This window comes from Daejeonella sp. (assembly GCF_017495225.1).
Taxonomy (GTDB): Bacteria; Bacteroidota; Bacteroidia; order Sphingobacteriales; family Sphingobacteriaceae; genus Daejeonella.
Genome location: NZ_JAFEIG010000001.1, coordinates 42,514 through 65,719, shown reverse-complemented (window position 1 = coordinate 65,719; position 23,206 = coordinate 42,514). Strand labels below are relative to the sequence as shown.

Annotated in this window: 17 protein-coding genes; 11 read left to right on the top strand and 6 right to left on the bottom strand. The window is 37.7% G+C overall.

Annotated elements, in window-relative coordinates; all coding sequences use genetic code 11:
- Positions 1 to 244: 244 nt before the first annotated feature.
- From QZ136_RS00250 to QZ136_RS00235, 4 genes are all read left to right on the top strand, one after another.
- Positions 245 to 1,279: a GntG family PLP-dependent aldolase gene (locus tag QZ136_RS00250; protein ID WP_291399310.1), complete on the top strand. Its 1,035-nt coding sequence runs from the start codon at positions 245 to 247 to the stop codon at positions 1,277 to 1,279.
- Between the two features lie 86 nt (positions 1,280 to 1,365).
- Positions 1,366 to 2,850: an acetyl-CoA carboxylase biotin carboxylase subunit gene (accC, locus tag QZ136_RS00245; protein WP_291399309.1), complete on the top strand. Its 1,485-nt coding sequence runs from the start codon at positions 1,366 to 1,368 to the stop codon at positions 2,848 to 2,850.
- Between the two features lie 15 nt (positions 2,851 to 2,865).
- Positions 2,866 to 3,450, top strand: a complete 585-nt coding sequence (locus QZ136_RS00240; RefSeq protein WP_291399308.1) for a riboflavin synthase — start codon at positions 2,866 to 2,868, stop codon at positions 3,448 to 3,450.
- 522 nt (positions 3,451 to 3,972) lie between these two features.
- Positions 3,973 to 4,527 (top strand): hypothetical protein, encoded by a 555-nt coding sequence (locus QZ136_RS00235; protein WP_291399307.1) that lies wholly within the window; start codon positions 3,973 to 3,975, stop codon positions 4,525 to 4,527.
- Positions 4,528 to 4,729: 202 nt separating this feature from the next.
- Here the strand turns inward: QZ136_RS00235 and hscA are convergent, their stop codons facing one another.
- The gene (hscA, locus tag QZ136_RS00230; protein ID WP_291399306.1) at positions 4,730 to 6,580 is read right to left on the bottom strand and encodes a Fe-S protein assembly chaperone HscA; all 1,851 of its coding nucleotides are present in this window, start codon (positions 6,578 to 6,580) and stop codon (positions 4,730 to 4,732) included.
- A 153-nt stretch (positions 6,581 to 6,733) separates the two neighbouring features.
- Positions 6,734 to 8,068 carry a dihydroorotase gene (locus tag QZ136_RS00225; RefSeq protein ID WP_291399305.1) on the bottom strand — a complete coding sequence of 445 codons (1,335 nt, stop codon included), beginning with the start codon at positions 8,066 to 8,068 and terminating at the stop codon, positions 6,734 to 6,736.
- A 189-nt stretch (positions 8,069 to 8,257) separates the two neighbouring features.
- Here QZ136_RS00225 and QZ136_RS00220 point away from each other — a divergent pair, with 189 nt between their 5' ends.
- The 4 genes from QZ136_RS00220 to QZ136_RS00205 all read left to right on the top strand — a co-directional run bounded on the left by QZ136_RS00220 (position 8,258) and on the right by QZ136_RS00205 (position 11,803).
- Positions 8,258 to 9,637 (top strand): DEAD/DEAH box helicase, encoded by a 1,380-nt coding sequence (locus QZ136_RS00220; RefSeq protein ID WP_291399304.1) that lies wholly within the window; start codon positions 8,258 to 8,260, stop codon positions 9,635 to 9,637.
- Between the two features lie 280 nt (positions 9,638 to 9,917).
- Positions 9,918 to 10,277: a gliding motility protein GldC gene (gene gldC, locus QZ136_RS00215; RefSeq protein WP_291399303.1), complete on the top strand. Its 360-nt coding sequence runs from the start codon at positions 9,918 to 9,920 to the stop codon at positions 10,275 to 10,277.
- Between the two features lie 10 nt (positions 10,278 to 10,287).
- The gene (locus tag QZ136_RS00210; protein ID WP_291399302.1) at positions 10,288 to 10,698 is read left to right on the top strand and encodes a hypothetical protein; all 411 of its coding nucleotides are present in this window, start codon (positions 10,288 to 10,290) and stop codon (positions 10,696 to 10,698) included.
- Between the two features lie 55 nt (positions 10,699 to 10,753).
- Positions 10,754 to 11,803 carry an alkane 1-monooxygenase gene (locus QZ136_RS00205; RefSeq protein WP_291399301.1) on the top strand — a complete coding sequence of 350 codons (1,050 nt, stop codon included), beginning with the start codon at positions 10,754 to 10,756 and terminating at the stop codon, positions 11,801 to 11,803.
- Positions 11,804 to 11,821: 18 nt separating this feature from the next.
- On the opposite strand, the gene QZ136_RS00200 is transcribed toward QZ136_RS00205, so the two are convergent.
- Positions 11,822 to 12,517 (bottom strand): NUDIX domain-containing protein, encoded by a 696-nt coding sequence (locus QZ136_RS00200; RefSeq protein WP_291399300.1) that lies wholly within the window; start codon positions 12,515 to 12,517, stop codon positions 11,822 to 11,824.
- A gap of 118 nt (positions 12,518 to 12,635) precedes the next feature.
- On the opposite strand from QZ136_RS00200, the gene pfkA reads away from it, so the two are divergent.
- From pfkA to gap, 3 genes are read left to right on the top strand one after another with little or no spacing between them, the layout of a single operon-like run.
- Positions 12,636 to 13,619 (top strand): 6-phosphofructokinase, encoded by a 984-nt coding sequence (pfkA, locus tag QZ136_RS00195; RefSeq protein ID WP_291399299.1) that lies wholly within the window; start codon positions 12,636 to 12,638, stop codon positions 13,617 to 13,619.
- Position 13,620: 1 nt separating this feature from the next.
- Entirely contained in the window at positions 13,621 to 14,469 is an 849-nt protein-coding gene (locus tag QZ136_RS00190; protein WP_291399298.1) for a hypothetical protein, read from the top strand.
- A 5-nt stretch (positions 14,470 to 14,474) separates the two neighbouring features.
- Positions 14,475 to 15,473: a type I glyceraldehyde-3-phosphate dehydrogenase gene (gap, locus tag QZ136_RS00185; RefSeq protein WP_291399297.1), complete on the top strand. Its 999-nt coding sequence runs from the start codon at positions 14,475 to 14,477 to the stop codon at positions 15,471 to 15,473.
- Positions 15,474 to 15,531: 58 nt separating this feature from the next.
- Here gap and glgB read toward each other — a convergent pair whose 3' ends face one another.
- From glgB to QZ136_RS00170, 3 genes are all read right to left on the bottom strand, one after another.
- Positions 15,532 to 17,499, bottom strand: a complete 1,968-nt coding sequence (gene glgB, locus QZ136_RS00180) for a 1,4-alpha-glucan branching protein GlgB (RefSeq protein WP_291399296.1) — start codon at positions 17,497 to 17,499, stop codon at positions 15,532 to 15,534.
- Between the two features lie 41 nt (positions 17,500 to 17,540).
- On the bottom strand, positions 17,541 to 19,997 hold the full coding sequence (locus tag QZ136_RS00175; RefSeq protein ID WP_291399295.1) for a TIM-barrel domain-containing protein: 2,457 nt from the start codon (positions 19,995 to 19,997) through the stop codon (positions 17,541 to 17,543).
- 243 nt (positions 19,998 to 20,240) lie between these two features.
- Entirely contained in the window at positions 20,241 to 23,117 is a 2,877-nt protein-coding gene (locus tag QZ136_RS00170) for a TonB-dependent receptor (RefSeq protein WP_291399294.1), read from the bottom strand.
- Between the last annotated feature and the right edge of the window lie 89 nt (positions 23,118 to 23,206).

Here is a 23,206-nt window from a genome sequence, read left to right as displayed (position 1 = left end):
AGTTGTCTGTTGTCAGTTGTCAGACATACGGCATTGGTTAACCGGTGGCTGAGGTACTCGAAGCCGGGATATGAGTTGGCAGTTGCCAGTTGTCAGTTATCAGACATGCGGCATCTGTTATCCGGTGGCTGAGGTTCTCGAAGCCTGATTATTTTAGATGCCAATTAGAAGAATATTTTAGGGCACTACATCAATAATATACAAAAAATATTCGAGATAAGCAAGATTAAATTTATTTTTAGCCATGAATGAGACAAAAATGATTGTAGATCTGCGCAGCGATACGGTAACCCGCCCTACTCCGGGAATGTTAGAGGCCATGTATAGTGCAAAAGTGGGAGATGATGTTTTTGGTGAGGATGAAACGGTAAATGCACTCCAAAATAAGCTTAAACATCTATTTGGAATGGAAGATGCCTTGTTTTGTCCCTCAGGCACCATGACCAACCAAATTGCCATAAAATGCTTCACCAACCCTATGGATGAGGTTATTTGCGATGAAACTGCCCATGTGTACCGTTATGAAGGCGGTGGAATTGCTTTTAATTCATCTGCATCTGTGCGTTTATTATATGGCGATCGCGGTCGCATGACTGCCGATTTAATCGAACCTCATGTAAATCCAGACAATATTCATTACCCGAAAAGCACTTTGGTAGTTTTAGAGAATACGGTAAACCGTGGTGGTGGAAGTATTTATACCCTTGAGCAAATAGAGCCTATTTACCATTTATGCCGCTTAAAGAATATGAGTCTGCACCTTGATGGAGCCCGTATTTTCAATGCTTTAGAAGAAACAAAAGACGACCCGAAAGAGTACGGAAGAATGTTTGATGGAATTTCCGTTTGTTTATCTAAGGGATTAGGAGCACCTGTAGGATCAGTCCTTTTAGGTAGTAAGGAGACTATTCAAAAAGCCAAAAGAATAAGAAAAGTGATGGGTGGTGGCTGGCGTCAGGCGGGATTTTTAGCTGCTGCAGGAATTTATGCCCTTGATCATCATGTAAATCGCTTGAAAGAAGATCATCAACATGCAAAAAGCCTTGCCGAGGCATTAATTAGCTTGCCTTATGTTAAAAGCTGCATGCCTGCTGATACTAATATTGTGATATTTGAGCTCGATGAAAAGTATAATTCGGAAGAGTTTGTTGAGAAATTAGCACATCATGGCATTAAATGCAATACTTTCGGGAAGCAAATGATTCGTTTTGTAACGCATTTAGATATTAATGCAGCTATGATCGACTATACCATTGAGACTTTAAAGAAAATACACTAAATCGAAAATTATCTTGAAAATGACATTTTCAGCATAATCTTCAGCAAAATTTTGCTTTTCTTGCAGTCGATCTAAAAACATGATCTATGGAAAAAATTCTGATAGCAAACAGGGGTGAAATTGCCCTCCGCATCATGCGCTCAGCACGTGAAATGGGCATAAAAACGGTTGCTGTATTTTCTGAAGCCGATCGGAATGCCTTGCATGTAAGATATGCCGATGAAGCTATTTGTATTGGTCCGGCACCCTCCTCTCAATCTTACCTTGTCGGAGAAAAAATCATTGAAGCCTGCAAAAAAACGGGCGCTCAGGGCATCCATCCTGGTTATGGCTTTTTATCTGAAAATGCTGCTTTTGCGCGTATGGTAAAAGCTGCGGGACTCATTTTAATTGGTCCCTCGCCAGAAGCCATGGAGATTATGGGTAATAAATTATCAGCCAAAGCAGCCGCATTGAGCTATCAAATTCCCATGGTTCCAGGCACAGAAGAAGCGGTAACAGATATTGATCTTGCTCAACAAAGAGCCTTAGAAATTGGCTACCCTATATTAATTAAGGCTGCTGCTGGTGGTGGTGGTAAGGGCATGAGGATAGTTGAAAAGGCATCCGATTTTGTAGAGCAAATGGATTTAGCTGTTTCGGAGGCGAGCTCTGCCTTCGGCGATGGTTCCGTCTTTATTGAACGTTATGTTTCTTCCCCACGACATATTGAAATACAAGTCTTAGGCGATAATTATGGCAATATCGTTCACCTTTTTGAACGCGATTGCTCCGTTCAACGCAGGCATCAAAAGGTTGTGGAGGAAGCTCCATCAGCAGTTTTATCGGATGAATTAAGACAAAAAATGGGTGAAAGTGCCGTGAATGCAGCACGCTCATGTAATTATATAGGTGCCGGCACAGTAGAGTTTATTTTGGATGAAAACCTTGATTTTTTCTTCCTGGAGATGAATACTCGCTTGCAAGTGGAGCATCCGGTAACGGAAATGATTACTGGAATTGACTTAGTGAAAGAGCAAATTCGAATAGCTAGAGGTGAGCCATTAAGTTTTAAGCAAGAAGACCTAAAAATTAAAGGTCATGCGGTTGAATTAAGGGTGTATGCCGAAGATCCTGCAAATAATTTCTTGCCGGATATTGGGAATTTAAAAACCTATATCACCCCCAAGGGACCAGGAATACGTGTGGATGATGGTTTTGAGCAGGGAATGGATATCCCAATCTATTATGATCCGATGATTGCTAAATTGGTAAGTTTTGGTAAAGACCGACAAGAAGCCATTGAGCGCATGATTCGTGCGATTGATGAATATCAAATTACAGGCATTCAAACCACATTGGCATTTGGGAAATTCGTGATGCAGCATGAGGCTTTTGTCTCAGGTAATTTTGATACTCATTTTGTGAATAAATACTTCCTTCCAGAATATCTTTCACAAGAGAATGAAGAAGAAGCCATGATTGCTGCTTTGATTGGCGCAAATTTCATAAAATCGCATAGCGGAACTAGCAAAGTTGAGGCAGCTATTGAGGAAAAATCTCAATGGAAAATGAATAGAAAAGAATATTAGTAAAAACCTAAAAATATGTTTACAGGTATAATTGAGACTATCGGACGCGTAGTGGACTTAAAAAAAGATCAAGGTAATGGACATCTTACTATCGAATCGGATATCTCAAACGAATTAAAAATTGATCAATCTGTGGCGCATAATGGGGTTTGCTTGACTGTTGTTGCTCTCACAGATAATACCCACACCGTGACCGCCATTGCTGAAACATTAAATAAAACAAGCATAGGAAAACTGCAAGTAGGTAATCTGATTAATTTAGAGCGTTGCATGCAAATGAATGCACGCTTAGACGGCCATATTGTTCAGGGGCATGTTGATCAAACAGCCATTTGCACAGAAGTAAAGGAAATGGCTGGCAGCTGGGAATATACCTTTACTTATGACCCCACAATTGGAAATATTACAGTCGAAAAAGGTTCAATTTGCGTGAATGGAATCAGTCTGACGGTAGTAAACTCCCAAGAAAATTCCTTTTCTGTGGCAATTATTCCTTACACCTACGAGCATACCAATATGCAAGAACTAAAAAAGGGTGATGTTGTGAATTTGGAGTTTGATATTATTGGGAAGTATGTGGCGCGGTTGATGGGGAGGTAAATTGTCTGAACTATGATTCATTTGATTAGGGAGATTAATATGATTAAGCTCGCTGAAACAAATCATTTCACCCTAATTTAACCTCATGCATATTTAAGGCAGGCCTCTGGTCGGTGTTGTCACCGTACCAGTCTTCTTCTTAACTACAGCTTTATGAAAAAGTGGTACGGTGACAACACCGACCACAGGGAATCCCTAGAAACGCTGCGATAAATTCTACGGACAGTGGGGTAAATTGTCTGAACTATGATTCATTTGATTAGGGAGATTAATTTGATTAAGCTCGCTGAAACAAATCATTTCACCTTAATTAAACCTCATGCATATTTAAGGCAGGCCTCTGGTCGGTGTTGTCACCGTACCAGTCGTTTTCTTATTAACTACAGCTTTATGAAAAAGTGGTACGGTGACAACACCGACCACAGGGAAAAGCAAAATGTTAATTGACAAAAATCCTAATTAGAAAATTATTGAAAATAATTGTATTTATTTCTAAATTAGATAATAAATAAATACTTAATCGTGAAAATATACAATAATATTAAAAATATTAATCAAAAATTAATATTCATTGGAGTCTTAGCTGCTTTTTTATCGCTTTACAGCTGCACTAAAGACATTCCATTAGGTAGCATCCAAAGTCCGATTTCATTTAAGGCTGAGGCAAGAACTTTTTTTGAAAATGTGATTTTGCCAGCTATGCCTAGCAAGCCTGGTCTAGAAGGAAAAAAAACACCCATTTGGGAAGAAGCGAAAATCAAAAAAGTAAGTGTGGGTGATGCTGTTATTGTACCTATTAAATATGACAGGCCGCAAATGATAAGGGTAGAAGGGGAAGAAACAATGCATGACCTCCAAAAATCAAGCTATCTAATGATTTACAGGGATAAAATTCAACAAATGCGAGCTGAATGGGTTGTTCAAACTCCAATGGGAAAAAAAGTGAGTGATAAGTTCGTAGGCATCATTTCGATAAATGAATGGAGCGGGAAAAATATACGTTCTTATTTATTCAAAGAAGATGGAGGTGTTGCACTTATGCAGGAGACCGCTGTGACACCAATTAACAAGAAATAAGCGGCAGACGATGTTGATTGGATTGCTTTGCTGCTCACACTGTAGAGTTAGCCCTTCGCGACTCTACGGATTATTCAATATCAGGAGTCTGGAGACTCCTCTACCCCAAAAATTTAAATGCAAAATCATCGTCAAAAAAAGCGTTTAGCCAATTTTAACAATCCACCATTTGCAAATCCCCAAAAAATTTCGTATATTATCTTTACTCGATTGCCTTACCCTTCATGGCAGTAGATATTGCCGTATTCATTAAGCGTTCGGCAAAAGGACGGGTAAATTCGTTCAGCTCATCAATACTTTTATGAATTAGGTCTTTATCGCCTGAACCCAATGCATTTTTAAGTGCATTAATAAGATTCAGAGTGTCAGTAGTTTCTTGTTCTGAGACTTGATCCGCATTTTTTGCCAAGAAGCGTTCTACAGTATAAACCATTTGTTCACCCTCGGTGCGGGCTTCAATCAGCATTCTTTTGCTCACATCATCACGGGCATTTTCTACGCTATCCAAAAGCATTTTTTCTACCTGATCATCGGTTAAACCGTAAGTAGGTTTTACTTCAACTTCCTGCTTCACGCCCGAACGTAATTCAATGGCTTCAACAGTTAGGATTCCATCCGCGTTAAGCTTAAAATTTATATCCACTTTAGGGAAACCTGCCGGCATAGCGGGAATACCTTTCAAATCAAATTCGGCTAATTTTCTGTTTTCTGAGACTAAATCACGCTCACCCTGATAAACAGAAATCTTCATGTTTACTTGTCCGTCGATTGACGTAGTATATTGCCTACCCGCCTTTGTTGGTACCTTGGCATTCCTCGGAATAATTACATCCATCAATCCTCCCATGGTTTCAATTCCCAGTGAAAGCGGAGTCACATCCAGCAATAAAATATCTTTTCTATTACCTGCTAAAATATCCGATTGTATGGCAGCACCAAGAGCAACAACCTCATCTGGGTTAATTTGATCGTGAACTTCCTTTTCAAAGAAATCAGAGACTCTCTTTTTAACAAGTGGAGTACGTGTAGATCCTCCCACCATCACCACCTCTTGAATATCAGAAATGCTTAATCCTGCATCCTTGAGGGCATTTTTACAACATTCAATGGTTTGGTCGACTTTACTAGAAATTAATTCTTCAAATTTAATTTTAGTGATGGCACATGGCACATCGCCAACAAAATCATTGAAGATGTTTTGAGTCGTAAGCGCTTTTTTAGCTTCTTCGGCTTTTAAACGTAGCGCCTGATTGAAGGAAGAATCCTCCAATTTATCTTCCAGTTTATTTTGTTCAATCCAATAATTCACAATGGCGCGATCAAAATCATCACCACCTAAAAATGTATCGCCATTAGTAGAAAGGACTTCAAAAATGCCATTTTGGATTTTTAGAATGGATACATCGAATGTACCTCCCCCTAAATCATACACAGCAATGGTTTTTTCCTCCTCGGGATTTAATCCGATTCCATAAGCTAAGCTTGCGGCTGTAGGTTCGTTCACAATTCGAAGCACGTCTAATCCGGCTAATTTACCCGCATCGCGTGTTGCTTGTCGCTGACTATCATTAAAATACGCCGGAACAGTAATTACCGCACGATTTACCGCCGTTTTTAATGCATGCTCTGCCCTCTCCTTCAGCTCTTTAAGAATCATTCCGGAAAGTTCAATTGGCGAATAAAATTTATCTCCAACCTTAATTTTGACTAAACTTTCGCCATCATCATCAATAATTTTATAGGAAAACAGACTGCTATGCGCTTCAATATCTTTAAAAGAGCGACCTAGAAGTCGTTTGACGGAAAATATTGTGTTTTGAGGATCAAAAATCAGAAATTCTTTAGCTTCATTTCCAACAATAACATCGCCATTAGACTGAAAATGTATCACTGATGGGACTAATAATCCTTTGCCCGTATCATTAATTACCTGAGGATTGCCATCCGGATTTATGAAAGCCACCAGGCTATTGGTGGTACCGAGATCAATCCCAACAATTAATTCTTCCTTTTGTACAGAACCGGTCGCAATGTTAATAGATACTTTAGCCATAATTGTTTTTCAACAAGCCGCAAAGGTAGCGAGTTTAGGCACAATACCGAAGTATTCGCTGATATTTGATAATTTATTACAATTGGATTAGTTTTTAGGATGGGAAACAGGGATTTTCTCTGAAAATGCATCCCAAAACCTACTATTTAAAGCTTAGCGATTAAATTCTAATCGTTTTCCATAAATCCCATCTCTAATTTGACCATTTTCATACACCAAATTCCCAGATACGATTGTGCTTACCACGCTAGAGCTGAAAACTTCACCCTCAAAAGGACTCCAGCCACATTTGGATAAAACATTGGCTCTATTCACCACTTGAGGTTTATTTAAATCGACAAGCACTAAATCGGCCCAATAGCCTTCGCGAATGAAGCCACGTTTATCGACTTGGAAACAAATTGCGGGACTATGAGCCATTTTTTCGACTATTTTTTCGAGGCTAATTTTTCCTTTTTTATACAACTCGAGCATCGCGACAAGCGCATGTTGCACTAATGGTCCGCCTGAAGGTGCTTTACTATACTCTTGAGATTTCTCTTCGATGGTATGAGGTGCATGATCAGTGGCAATAATATCGATATGATCATCCAAAACTGCCTGTAAAATCGCATCACGATCAGCGGCAGTTTTAACCGCTGGGTTCCATTTTATCCAGTTACCTTTACTTGAGTAATCCGCATCCGAGAACCATAAATGATGTATACAGGCCTCCGAGGTAATTCGCTTCTGACTAAGAGGTATGGTATTATCGAAAAGTTTAGTCTCAATAGCGGTAGAAATATGTAAAATATGTAATCGTGTATTAAATTTTTTGGCTAATCCCACCGCAAAAGAAGAAGAAATATAACAAGCTTCAGCATTACGAATTTGGGGATGCATTTCGGGTGTTAAATTATCGCCATAGAGTTCCTTAAAATGAGCTGCGTTGGCACGGATGGTGGCTTCATCTTCACAATGCGTTGCGACTAATATTGGCGCGTGACTAAAAATTCCTTCCAAAGTTTTCTCATTATCCACCAACATATTTCCTGTGGATGAGCCCATAAATACTTTAATTCCGCATACAGTTTTAGGATCAGTCTTCAGGACTTCCTCCAAATTATCATTGCCAGCACCCATAAAAAAAGAATAATTGGCTGCTGAGGTACGGGCACCAATGGCATATTTATCGGCTAATAATTCTTGGGTTAGGGTATTCGGGACCGTATTTGGCATTTCCATGAAGGAGGTAATTCCCCCAGCGATGGCAGCTCTACTTTCGGTAAAAATATCGGCTTTATGCGTTAATCCAGGTTCTCTAAAATGCACCTGATCATCAATACATCCAGGAAAAAGATGGAGCCCTTCGGCATTAATTTCCTGATCAGCAGGCATGTTTAGGCTTGTGCCAATCTGTTCGATGATTCCATTTTTAACGAAAAGGTCGGAAACAATGATTTTACCTTCATTTACTAGTGTTGCGGATTTTATGAGAATTGAGGCCATGGTTCAGAATTTGCTATAAAATTACATCCTCAACTTCAGAATTAAGCATATTTATTTAATTTTTGTTGCTTTATTCAATTAAATTGTGTATATTAATAGTTAGGCAAATCATCACTCCTCGGCCTCCTTAATTATCTAATAAGTAACTTTAATCTAATCACATAAAAGCAAACACGTATCTTTGCGGCTATGTCAATAACCTTTGAAGATTTTAAGCTCAACAAACAGATCCTAAATGCCATTTCGGATGCGGGCTATACTTTGCCTACTCCAATACAAGAAAAGGCAATTATGCCCATTTTATCTGGTCAGGATATTATGGGAATTGCGCAAACTGGTACTGGTAAAACTGCGGCTTTCGTGCTTCCTATTTTGATGAAGCTTAAGTTTGCTCAGGGGAATGATGCAAGAGCCTTAATTATTGCTCCTACACGTGAGTTGGCGATGCAAATTGAGGAAAATGTGAAGACCTTTGCCAAGTACACTGATTTACGGACTGTTGTACTTTTTGGAGGATTAGGTCCGAAGACCCAAATTGCCGAATTAAAAAAAGGCGTAGATATTCTGATTTCCACACCAGGAAGATTTTTAGATTTATACTTGGAGGGGCATATCAATACCCAATACTTCAAGTTTTTGGTGATGGATGAAGCCGACAAGATGATGGATATGGGTTTTATTGGCTCTATTCACAGAATTTTGGAGGTGGTACCTCGTAAAAGGCAGAATCTTTTGTTTTCGGCTACGATGAGTGAGCTGGTACATAAAATATCGGGCGATTTCCTAAAACATCCCACGGTAATTGAAGTCGCGGCCCAAGCTACACCAGCAGACACGGTTAGTCAGGCGCTCTACAAAGTCCCAAATTTAAAGACCAAACTAAACTTACTTCAACATTTATTAAAAGACACGGAAGACTTTACGCGACTTATCATATTCTGTAAAACAAAAACTGTTGCTGATAATATTTTCCATTTTTTAGAGCGCAGATATGGTGCAGAGCAGGTTCGTGTGATTCATGCTAACAAGGGTCAGAATACGCGAATTAACTCCATAAACGCATTTAAAGAAGGACAAATACGTATTTTGGTGGCTACAGATGTGGCTTCTAGGGGATTAGACGTAAGTAATGTGAGTCATGTTATCAATTTCGATGTACCGATTATCATAGAGGATTATGTACACCGCATCGGAAGAACAGGACGTGCCCTACAAACCGGTGATGCTATTACTTTTTGTAGTCCTTCGGAAGAATATTACGTAGAAAAAATCGAGAAACTCATCCGACAAAAAATTCCATTGTTTGACCTTCCGGAAGAGGTTTTTGTAGATGATACACCTTATGAAGAACGTCAAAATATTGCTAGGGAGATAGATCTTCAAAAACGCAGGGAGGATCCTGAATTTAAGGGAGCATTCCATGAGAAAAAGGCAAAAAACACAAAAGGAATAAAAACTACGAAGTCGGAGCCCAAAGCCAAGGCAAGAAATAACAAACCTGGTGCTGCAAGAAGAAAAAAAAGTGTCAAATTTGATGCTGTTCACAAAAAAGATAGAAAGAAAAAATGAGCCTTCGCGTTAGTCCGCTAAACATAATTTCCTCCATTTTACTTGTCGGGACTGCCTACCTTCAAATCTTTCCCATTAAAGCAAATTACAATTACCCAAGCCTAGCTTCAGTGCTATTTTTGGTAATTATTTGCTTCATTAGCGATATGATTTTTAGGAGATTAGTGGTAGATATAAAACGAATTTGGTTATTTGAATTAGTATTTCTAATATTTGTCGGCTTTTTGATATTTATCATTAAAAGCTATTTGTAAACAATTATATCCATAAATAAGACGCAATGAAAAAAGCTGAAATAAAACTAACTATTGAATTAGACGATCAAAATGTTCCTGAAAATATTTTGTGGGAATCTACTGACTCACAAAATAAGGAAGCACTACCTGTTAAATCGATGATGCTTGCTTTGTGGGATCATAATTATAAAAACTCTTTGCGTATCGACCTATGGACTAAAGATATGCCTGTTGATGAAATGAAGCGATTCTTTTATGAGACTTTACAGACCATGGGTGATAGCTTTCTTCGTGCAACTGGTGAAGAGGCCATTGTAGAAGATTTACGTGATTATTGTGCACATTTTGCCGAAAAAATGGAGCTTACTGAAGGAAATAACCCTCAATCTGCATTGAAAGGATAATTGAATAAAAATGACAATTAAAAATTACTTAGGCATCATTGGCGCATTAATGGTTGTTGCTGGTGGTTTTTCGCCGATGCTACATATCCCGATCATTGGGAATTGGAATTATTGGGATATTGATACAGTTTTAGCATCCGTGATTTATGCATTAGCTGCACTGGCCCTATTTGCAGCTTCGGGTAGCAAGTTCGGTCTTTTACGCTTTTGCGGATGGGCTTTGCTTTTCGTACTTACATTCACTTTTATAGCCGTTTATTTTAAGGTAACGAATTACTTTAGCTTTATTCCCTTGAAAAAGTTAGCAGCACTTGCTAGCAGTATCATTAAATATCGTTGGTTGGGCTGGGGATTGATCTTTTCGGGGGCAATAATCATGATTTTATTTTCAAAGAAAAATAAAACAGTAAGAAGTTCTTAGTTTTAGGTATTTTAGATAAAGTTTAAATTTTTAATTAAGCTATTATCTAAAAACAATGGATTTAGGGACAATATCTAAAAAGAAATCATTCAGAAATTGGAAATATTTTCTCAATTTATTTCCAATTTCACTAGTTATTTATGGGAATTTGAATGGTGGCTGGTACACCCTCATGAATTTTATTTTCACTTTTGCCATATTGGGAATTGCTGAAATTATCCTCCCTGAGGACCATACGAATGATGATATTGTAGACGATGAGCTACCTGAAATATTGATGTCACTATCGGTTTTAGCACAGTTTTTATCTATTTCAAGTCTAATTTACGGGGTTTCATCTGGAATTATCAAAGATAACTGGATTATAGCGGCAGCAATTTCTACTGGGACCTCATCTGGCACTTTAGCCATTGTAGTTGCGCATGAGCTGATTCATAGAAAAGAAAAAGCATGGAATTTTGCGGGTAGATTCTTGCTTTTCAGTGTTTTTAATCCATATTTCTATGTCCACCACCTAAGGATACACCATAAATATGTTGGGACAGATGAAGATCCAGTAAGTGCTAAATTTGGGGAGAATTACTATCATTATTTGATACGTTCGGTTTCTGGACAATTAAAACAATCCTTCCAATTGGAGCAGAAGCGTTGCCTTTCTAAAGGCAAATCAATATTTGGTCTTCATAACTATATTTTGTCATGCCTTGTAGGATATATTCTAGTTTTAACTTTGGTGGGATATTTCATTGCTTGGGAAGTATCGATAGCCCTCCTACTTCAGGCATTCTTGGCCAATATATTGCTTGAGTACACCAATTACATAGAACATTATGGATTGAGTAGAAAAGACAATGAACGAGTAGATGAGAGGCATTCTTGGCAAAGCGACAAATTGATAAGTCGATTTTTCCTGATCGATTTAAGCAGGCATTCTGATCACCATTTTCATGCTGCAAAACCTTTCAATAAATTAGTTTCCTATCCTGCTAGTCCGGTGTTACCTGGTGGCTATGCGAGCATGCTTTTACCCGCTTTAATTCCGCCATTATGGTTCAGCCTAGTAAATAATAAATGTAGGGCTATAGCAGAATCAGAGAAAAACTAATTTTATTATAAAGGAAGATTAACTACTGAATGTAAGTTCTTTTTGAAAGAGCTTAGCATATTTCCGTTTATCGAATTTATACAGTTTTGCGGCACGGTAGGAAACTCCTTTTTGCTTTTCGTCGAGTTCTTTTAGGATACCGTAATTGAGCATCTTTTTGCGGAAATTTCTCTTGTCGAGCTTTTTACTTAGGATAACTTCGTACAGTTGCTGCAATTGGGTGAGTGTAAATTTCTCGGGAAGTAATTCAAAAGCAATGGGTTGGTAGCTAATTTTATTTCGAATTTTATCAAATCCACGAGAGAAGATTTTTTCATGATCGAAAGCAAGTTTGGGGAGATCATTTACGGGAATCCATACTGCTTTTGAGGCATAATTACTAATGGGTTTAAGCTCTTTTGTCCCATTGAGCCTTATCATCGCATAGTATGCAACAGTAATTACGCGCCCTTGCGGATGTCTATTTACATCACCGAAAGTATGAAACTGCTCCATGAAAATATCCTTGAGCCCTGTAAGCTCATATAAAATTCGTTCGGCCGCAAGATCAATACTTTGATCGTGTTGAATGATATTACCGGGTAATGCCCACCAATCCTTGAAGGGTTCTTCATTTCGTTTAATGAGCAGAATTTTTAATTCGCCATCATCGAAGCCAAAAATTACACAGTCAATTGAAAAAACGGAATCAAATTTAGGCAGTATCGTTTCCAAAAATTTTGAATTAAAGAATAAATATAGATGGATTTATGATATTAAACATAAATATAATAAAAATTACTTAGTGTAAAGAATACACACTATATTCGTAATAAATTATAAAGAAAAAAATTTGTCGCAAATTAAGAAAATAGGAGTTTTTACTTCAGGTGGTGATGCTCCGGGTATGAATGCCTGCATTCGGGCAGTGGTTAGGACAGCAATTTTCTATGGAACAGAGGTTGTTGGGATACGCAGAGGTTATCAGGGAATGCTAGAAAGTGATTTTTGGGATATGGATGCTCGATCTGTAGGCAATATAATTCATCTTGGTGGTACGATACTAAAAACTGCTCGTTGTCTTGAATTTCAAACCGATGAGGGGACTGAGAAGGCATATAAAAATATTAAAGCACATGGCATTGATGCCTTAGTTGCAATAGGTGGAGATGGAACTTCACGTGGAGCCGAGCGACTTTCAAAACGATTTGACATACCTGTGATTTGCATACCGGGCACAATTGATAATGATCTTTACGGATCAGACTTCACTTTAGGCTACGACACCGCAACAAATACAGTTATTGAGGCAATAGATAAGATTAGAGATACTGCTGCATCCCATAATCGTTTATTTTTCATAGAAGTTATGGGTCGCGATTCGGGTTGTATTGCATTAAGATCTGGAATAGCTGGGGGTGCAGAGGCGGTTTTATTACCAGAACGTGCTACTGCAGTTGATGAATTGATTAACAAGCTTTCTGGAGATGCAAAAAATAAAAAAACATCGAGCATTGTAATTGTTGCTGAAGGCGATAAAAGCGGTGGTGCTTATCAATTAGCTGAGCGAGTTAAAGAAAAATTCAATTATTACGATATCAAAGTAACTATCTTAGGGCATTTACAAAGAGGTGGCAGTCCGAGTAGCTTCGATAGAGTCCTGGCTAGCAGGTTAGGTTATGCAGCTGTAAAAGAGCTTTTAAATGGCCAGACTCGTCAGATGATTGGATTAAGAGGCAATTCGATTGCTTTGACACCACTTGAAGAGGCATTAAATTCGCCTCATTTTAAATTGGAAGAAGATTTAATGGAGATGGTTAGCGTTTTATCTATTTAATATGATTGCGGTAGTTTATAGTGGTTCGAGGCATGCCGATTGGAAATTGGCGGAAAAAGGGAGAATCGTATCGGAATTCAAAACTCCGGGTATAAATCCTTTTTTCAGTGATGAAAACCACATTGTTCAGCTATTGGATAAAAGTGTTGAGTTAATAAATAATGCCGAAAAAATCAACTGGGTGTATTTTTTTGGTGCGGGAGCATCCTCAAAAGAGCGCCAAGATATAGTGAACAATGCATTGGGCAGCTTTTTTCGTTTCAGCAAAATAGTGGTTGAGCATGACCTTAAAGCGGCTGCATTAGCAGCATGTGGTGATGAAAAAGGAATAATTGGTATTTTAGGTAGTGGTTCAAATGCTGCCTATTTTGATGGGAAAAAGATTAGTGATAATAACTTCGGACTTGGATATATTTTAGGAGATGAGGGTTCTGCGAATTGGCTGGGCAGGCGACTCTTAAAATCATTTCTGAATGATTTAATGCCTCCAGATTTTGCTGAAAAGTTCATTAAAAAATATGATTTAGATAGAACACAGATTTTGGACAAAGTTTACAGAAAAGCAGAACCGGCACTGTATTTGAGTTCATTTGTTGATTTTTTGACGGAAAATCAAAATCATCCATTCGTTAAAAAAATGGTTAGTGAAGGCTTTGATCTGTATTTTAAAACCTATATTAAGCCTTTGAAAGAACAATATCCTACAAGTGAGATACATATACTTGGGACCGTTGCTGCTGGATTTGAAGAATATTTAATCGAGGTTGCATCAAACAATAATTTAGAAATTAGCTCCATAATAAAGGAGCCTATATATAATCTATTAAAATATTACTCTAACAAAAATTAATAAAAATGAAAATTGGAATCAATGGATTTGGCCGTATTGGGCGTTTAGCTTTTAGGGCTGCAATTGAAAGAGAAGGAGTTGAAGTTGTAGGTATCAACGATCTTGTTGAACCAGACTACATGGCTTATATGTTAAAATATGATTCGACTCACGGTAGGTTCAAAGGAACAGTTGAGGTTTCGAATGGCAATTTAGTGGTTAACGGAAAAACTATCCGCGTAACGGCAGAAAGAGATCCAGCAAACCTTAAATGGAATGAAATAGGTGCTGAAGTGATTATTGAATCAACAGGCTTGTTTTTAACTCAGGCAGATGCTCAAAAACACATTGATGCTGGAGCTAAAAAAGTAGTTCTATCTGCACCTGCAAAAGATGATACCCCAACCTTTGTGATGGGCGTAAATCATAAAGATCTTACTTCTAGCCAGTCGATTGTTTCAAATGCATCTTGCACAACAAATTGTTTGGCGCCAATTGCGAAAGTATTGAATGATAATTTCGGAATTGTAGAAGGCTTAATGACTACCGTTCATGCGGCTACAGCTACACAAAAAACTGTTGATGGACCATCAGCAAAAGATTGGAGAGGTGGTAGAGGAGCTTATCAGAACATCATTCCTTCATCTACAGGTGCAGCAAAAGCGGTTACCTTAGTAATTCCTGAACTAAAAGGAAAATTAACAGGCATGGCATTCCGTGTTCCAACTGCGGATGTTTCTGTAGTAGATTTAACTGTTCGCTTGAACAAAGCTGCTAGTTATGAGGACATCAAGAAAGCTATGAAAGATGCTTCAGAAGGCGAGTTAAAAGGCATTTTAGGATATACTGAAGATGAAGTTGTTTCAACAGATTTCCTTGGCGATGCACGTACCTCAATTTTTGATGCAAAAGCAGGTATAGCTTTGAATGATAATTTCGTAAAGGTAGTTGCATGGTACGATAATGAGTGGGGTTATTCCAATAAGTTAATCGACCTAGTTCAGCATATTGCTAGTGTAAAATAATATACGAATTATTTTTGATATTACAAAACCCTGTTTTTTATTCAAAAACAGGGTTTTTTCATGAAATATCATCAGCAACTGATCTTTTAAAGACTAGGCCCGCTAAGGGTGGCAAACTGACTAAAGTCGAATATTTTCTACCATGCCAAGCCTTCTCCTCAGATAAAATCTCTATAGCATTAAAGAGGCCCGCACCATAAAATTGTTCTTCATCAGAATTTAACAAGAGCTTCCATTTTCCTTTAACTGGCAAACCTACACGCCATGAATTTCTTGGAACAGGAGTTAAATTAAGAATGACTAAAATATCATCCTTAGGATTAAAGCCTTTACGGAGGTAGGCTAAAATCGAATTGTCGGCATCAGATCCCTCAATCCATTCGAAACCAGACTCGTCAAAACTCTTCTCGTATAAAGCGGGTTCTGATTTATAGAGCAGATTGAGTGCGGTAACTACCCTTTTAATCCCTTGATGCTTAGCATGTTCTAATAAATGCCAATCGATTGATTTATTGAAATCCCATTCATCAACTTGTCCGATTTCATTTCCCATAAAAAGACATTTAGTCCCCGGATGGGTAAACATGTACAGATAAAGTAAGCGGAGGTTGGCAAATTTCTGCCATTCATCTCCAGGCATTCTATTGAGTAGGGAGCCCTTCTCATGTACCACCTCATCATGAGAAAATGTGAGCATGAAATTTTCTGTAAATGCATAAAGAGTACTAAAAGTTATCCCTTGATGTTCAAATTTACGATGTACCGGATCTTTACCAAAATATTCAAGGGTATCATGCATCCAGCCCATCATCCATTTCATTCCGAAGCCTAGTCCGCCTAAATGAACAGGCCTAGTTACCCCCGGAAAGGCAGTCGATTCCTCTGCAATAGTCTGAATATCAGGAAAATGAGTATAGAGCGATTGATTTAAATCTTGAATAAAAGAGATAGCCTCCAAATTTTCCTTTCCACCATTAATATTGGGGATCCACTCCCCTTCTTTGCGCGAATAATCGAGGTAGAGCATTGAAGCTACCGCATCAACGCGTAAGCAATCAACATGAAAACATTCCATCCAAAAGTGGGCATTACTAATCAAAAATGATTTCACTTCACTTTTGCCATAATTAAAAATATAGGATTTCCAATCGGGGTGAAAGCCTTTTTTGGGATCATCATATTCAAAGAGATGGCTACCATCAAAACGATATAAACCATGCTCATCGCCGGGAAAATGGGAAGGTACCCAATCTAGAATCACACCTATTCCATTAAGATGTAATTGTTCAATGAGGAACATTAAGTCTTGCGGAGTACCATAACGGTTTGTAGCGGCAAAATATCCTGTGATTTGGTATCCCCAAGAGGGATAGTAAGGGTGTTCCATCAATGGCAGGAATTCTACATGTGTAAATCCGGTTTCTTTAAGATAAGGAATTAAGACTTCAGCCATTTGGCGATAAGTTAAAAACTCGTATGGTGATTCAAGGCTTCGCGTCCATGAGCCAAAATGAATTTCATAAACAGACATCGGTTTATTTAGTCCATTGTGTTCCTTTCTATTTTCCATCCACAGATTATCTTGCCATGAATAAGCTGTGTCCCAGACCGTTGAGGAAATTGATGGTTGTTGTTCCCATTTAAAAGAAAAAGGGTCGGATTTTTCAAGAATTTGGCCTGTTTTGGTACTAATTAAATAATTATAGCGTATTCCTCTTATAATTTCAGGAATAAAAATTTCCCAGATACCTGAACCATCAGACCTCTTATTCATTGGATAAGTTGAGTAATTAGATCCAATAAATTTTACTGAAATCTTCTTTGCATTTGGAGCCCAAACGGCAAAATATGTTCCCTCAACACCCTCAACATTGACTACATGAGCACCTAATTTCTCATATAATTTAAAATGTTTGCCAGATTTAAAAAGGCTAATATCTAAATCAGTAAGAAGAGAAAATGAATTAGAAATAACTGAGTTTAATCCTTTTTGTGAAGTGCTTAGCGCTATATTATCTTTTAGCATTGTATATAATTGAAACTTATAAATAAACAAATACTTAATTATTAAGGAGTTATATCAATTGTTTTAAAATTCTTATTGCATTTAATTCTGAATTGTTTGAATTCATCAAATGCAATAGAGCCTAGAAATTCGACGCCATCAATTAAGACTTTTTTAGGAGTGAAAGGGAGGTCAATAATTTTAAGGTCATATAAATTATACATGGGATTGAATAAACCTTGAATAGACTGCGAAATATGCATTGAAGCTGCGTCTCCATTTATTATAAATTTTTTCTCGAGATAAATATTTTGTTCATAGGCAAAAGTTTCATCATGATCTTCAAAGCATATTGAGCTCACCTCATATTCGGAGAAATATATTTGATAGATCATTTCCAAGACCTCGAATTCACCAACATATTGCATTACCGGAGCTTCGGGAATTACTGAGCCTGCCTTTACGAAAATTGGCATAGAATCGAGTGGCGCAAGCACTTGATGCTCTCTCCCACCCTTTAGGAGTTCATGAGTCCAGTAATTATACCAACAACCAGCTGGCAAATAAACATTTTTGACTGTTGCACCCTGATCAGTTATTGGCGCGACTAAGATTTTATCACCAAAAGTAAAGACCTCTTGAATAGAATGTGTGAATACATTTTCTTGTTCATGCATTACTAAAGGCCTGATAATAGGGAGATTATAGCGATAATGCTCCCAAAAAGCAGTATAAATATAGGGTAGCAGCCTATACCTCAGTTCTATAAATTTTCTGTTTATATCTTCAAATTGCTTCCCAAAGCTCCAAGGTTCACGTTCGATGGTATCACCGGCCGAGTGTGCGCGCATAAAAGGTGAAAAAACACCCATTTGTATCCATCGGGTGAATAGTTCACCATCTGGCTCACCACTAAATCCGCCAATATCTGAGCCACAAAAAGAAATTCCGGAAATTGACAAACGTTGGCATTGAATAACGGCAATTTTAAGATGTTCCCATGTAGCAACATTATCACCGGTCCATACTGAGGAATAGCGCTGAACCCCTGAAAAACCAGCTCTAGTGATGGTAAATGGTCTTTTATTTATTTGAAGTTTTCTTAAACCTTCATAGGTTGCACGTACCATTTGCATCCCATAAACATTATGTGCTTTACGATGCGATCCATGGAAACCATCATAATTATGCCTTACATCAACAGGAAATGTACCAGATCCAAATACTGCGGGTTCATTCATATCATTCCATACCCCAGCAACCCCTGTATCGAGGAGTTCTTTGAACAAGTTCCCCCACCAGACTCTAACCTTAGGATTTGTAAAATCCGGGAATTGGCATCTTCCGGGCCAAACATGACCTTCCATAAAATAATCATCACAGCGTCTACAGAAAAAATTATTTAATTTTCCCTCCTTATAAACCGAATAATTGGGATCCACACGAATTCCGGGGTCGATAATTACCACAGTTTTAAAACCCTCATCAGCCAATTCTTTTATCATTCTGGCGGGTTCAGGAAAATACTTTGTATTCCAGGTAAAACAGCGGTAGCCATCCATATAATCGATATCGAGATAAATTGAATCGCAAGGGATTTTCCGCTGCCGAAAGTTATGGGCAAGATCTTTTACCTTTTCTTCAGGATAATAGCTCCAGCGGCATTGGTGAAAGCCTAGCGTCCATTTTGCAGGCAATTGATGCGTTCCTGTGAGTGTATGGTATCGTTTTACTACATCCATCATATGCGGACCATGGATATAATAATACTGCATTTCACCACCATCAGACCAGAAGCTAACATCTTCCTGGTCTTGATGTGCAAAATCAAAATGACTTTTAAAGGTATTATCAAAAAAAATACCATAGCTAAAGCCTTTATTTATGCCTATATAAAAGGGAATGGTACGATAGAGCGGATCTTGGTCTTTGTCATAAGAATAAGCATCTGTATTCCAATTAACATATTTTTTGCCGATAAGATTAAAATCACTTGATTTATCCCCTAGTCCGAAAAAGCTCTCATTATCCTGACATTTTTTAGTCGCGTAAACATAATACCCCCCGTAATCAATATTTTCTTCCCAATGCATTGGGATTCTATCCTCATTAATTATTCCGCCGTGAGTATCTTCAAAAGAGATCAAAAAATTTTTTTTATTAATTACGCAGGCAACAGAATTTGTCTCTACCCGATAAGAATCATCGAGCTCTTTGCACGAAAATCCAGAGCTATTATGAACGGTACTCGATAAAGCATAAGAAAACTCATCTAAAAACACTGACCCAGGAGCGAGTCGTACTCTAATAATCTCATTACTAATTACCTTGATTTCAACTTCAGCGATACCATCAGTAAAGAAGAATCGATTTGAATCCTGCCTATATCCTATAACTGCTAATAGATACCTTTTCACTATCGGTTCTAGACCCAGAATGGGATTATTGATATGTTTCAGCGCATCTTCTTGTTCATTAAAACCAAATGGCATAGATGATAAACCCTCATTTTCTTCCATAATTAATCAATCATCATTATTTAATGGCTCCTGAATTGAAATTGAGCACATTTGGAACAACAATCGAGAAGAGAATTTGCTTGCAGAAAAATCAATTTTATACAAAAATTATCAATTGTATAGAGATTTTAAAAGAGGGGGCATAGGCTAAAAGAACAAAACCCGCTCCGAAGTATCGGGGCGGGTTTTGCAAATTTTAGGGACAATAAATAATGTCCGAAATAGAGAATGATTTATTAAATATTATTGGTTGAATGTAAAACCTACGTAGTACATACCACCCATTTGAGGGTTACCAAAAGAGGTAACATAATATTTGTTCAATAAATCTTGAGCACCAATCTTAATCATTCCATTTACTGAAGGAATCTTTAAGTTAACCTGTGCATCCACTGTTCCAAATGAAGGAACTTCTCCTGAAGCAAATGATGAAGCCCAGTAGAATGTATCTTGCCAACGGTAGGTAAGGTTCATACCTACGTTTTTAACAACATTACGATTACTAATACCTAAGTTATAACGTACTTTCGGAGTATTGAAATCATTTACATAAGTAACTGGAATATCACCGATTTGGTTGTAAGAAATATTACCATTAAGGTTATATTTTCCTATTAGGTAATCAATTCCGAGTGCAGCGCCATAAGTAGTAACATTACCTTCAGCATTAACTGGCACACCAAACTTGGTGAATGAAGTACCACTTTGTTGGAATACTTCAACAGAAGTAATGAAATCACTGTAAGTGTTAAAGTAACCATAAGCATCAAGCAATACATTACTACCTAATAAACCCTTGTAACCAAGTTCATAAGCTTTAACGCTTTCAGGTCTTACGCCTTTAGCATCAAAAGTATAGGTTTTTAAAAGGCTAGGATTTGCAGAACCTGCAGAAGCAGAAGCTAAGAAGTTACGGTAACTAACATCGGTAAATGGCTTATTCACTAACAAGTTATACTTTGTTAAGCTTGCAGGCAATCCACCAATTAAACGAGTAGAACCACCACCTACAGAAAGATCAATGAATTGATTTTGAGTAGTTGGGTTACGGTAACCTGTTTGATAAGACACACGAATATTATTGTTTGGTGCTACCGTATAAACCCCTGAAATTCTTGGAGTAAAACGACCTTCAAAGTTTTGGTTTTTATCATAACGACCAGAGAAGCTTAGCTTAAATGCATCGGCAATTTTCTTACCAACTTGAACAAATGCTCCAACTTCGTCGATGTCAATTTCACGATTTAAATCATCAAAGATAGTACCACCAGAATTCAAATCATATCTTCTAAATGAAGCTCCAACTTGAAGTTCGAAGGCATCTTTCAACGCATTAGTGAAATTATACATACCCTCGTAGTGGTAAAGGTTTGTTTTATCATTGAATTTTGCACCTAAACCAGTACTGATTGTGGTGTTCATAACTTGGTTCTTAGCTGTTTCAAACTGAGGCGTTCCAGGTTGGAATCTACCAGCATCAGCTGCATTACGTGCAAATGCGTGAGCTTGAGCATCAGGAGCTCCAGAAGCACGTGCACCAACATAATTACCAATATATTGTGGGAACCAAGTTGTACTAGCTTTAGAAGCTTCATTGATATAACTTCCAAGAATTGAGGAAATGTATGAATCTCCAGAACGCTCTTGAGTAGTATAACCACGAACCATAAAATCTTTACCTTTCAACTCAAGCTTATATTGACCGATGCTGAAGTTACGTAAAGAATAACGGTCTGAACCAGTATAAACCGATGTACTGGTACCCCAATTAGCTTGGAAGATAGCCTGTAAATTATCGTTGAATTTATAGTGTAATGAAGTTGAGGTTTTAATTGAACGTGTATCGTAATCAACTAAATCTTTCTCATTATAACCTGTACGAGAAACAGCTTGATCAGGAATTAATCCTGCTCTTAAACCAATATTAAACGGTAAAACATTTTGAATAGTTGGTCTTAATGCAGCTGGAAAATTCCCTAAAAATGCACCAATTTGAGCTTGAGTTGCATTTACTGGTAATCCAGCATTAATCATTCCGATAACATTCGGAATAGCACCACCTGTAGCAGTAGCTACACCAGCGTTTGTAGCTGATTGTACAGAGGCAGCGATATTACGCATATTTTGAGTAACCTCATCACCATATACGTTTACACCGTCATAGTTTGGATCTGTAGTTCTATTTCCAGATTTAACAGTACGTGAAGTACGATCGAAGTTTGAATCGTTAGCTGCTTGCCAATCATCCGCCTCTAAGTAAGAGAAACTAGTTTTAAATGCAAATTTATTCCATGCTTTAGCATATCTAACACCCATTTCTCTAAAAGGAGCAGAACCTTGCAAAGGATCATTTACGTGGTTGATACCATTTTTCAATGAAAAACTAACACCTTGAGTGGTGTAAGGATCTTTTGAGTTCATTAACATGGTTCCGTTGATACCACCAGCTCCGTATAAAGCAGATGAAGCACCTGGGAGAAGCTCCACATTATCAAGATCAAGCTCATTGATACCAATGATGTTTCCTACGGCAAAATTCAAACCAGGAGCCTGGTTATCCATTCCGTCGATGTACTGATTAAATCTAGTGTTTCCATTTGCATTGAAACCCCTAGTGTTAATCGACTTAAATGTTAAACTTTGCGCACTCATTTCAACACCCTTTAAATTATTAAGAGCGTCATAGAAAGAAGGAGCAGCAGTTTCACGAATCGCAGCTAGTCCGAAACGCTCAATAGATACTGGAGATTCCAATATTCTTTCTGGCGTACGAGAAGCGGCAACTACAACTTCTTGACCTAGAATCGATTGCGATTCCATTTTAATTTCTAGATTAGAAACAGGACCAGAAATTACTTGCTCAATTGTTTTGTAACCGATGTAAGAAATTTCAATAGTAAATGGTACTTTTTCTGATGTACTCAAACTGAATTTACCTTCAGAATTAGTAGAAGTTCCAATTGTTTTGCCTTTCACTTTGATGGCAACGCCTGGCAGTGTTTCATTCGTTAATTTATCAGTAACGACACCAGAAATGCTTGTATTTTGAGCAAAACCAATGTTCATAGTGCCAATAATTAACAATAAAATACAGGCTAAACGAGTAAATGTTTTATTCATAGTTCTCGGATTTATTTTGGTTATTTTTTTTAAATAATTAATAAAACTAATGCAATAATTCTACTCAAGCAAACCATTTTGATAATTAT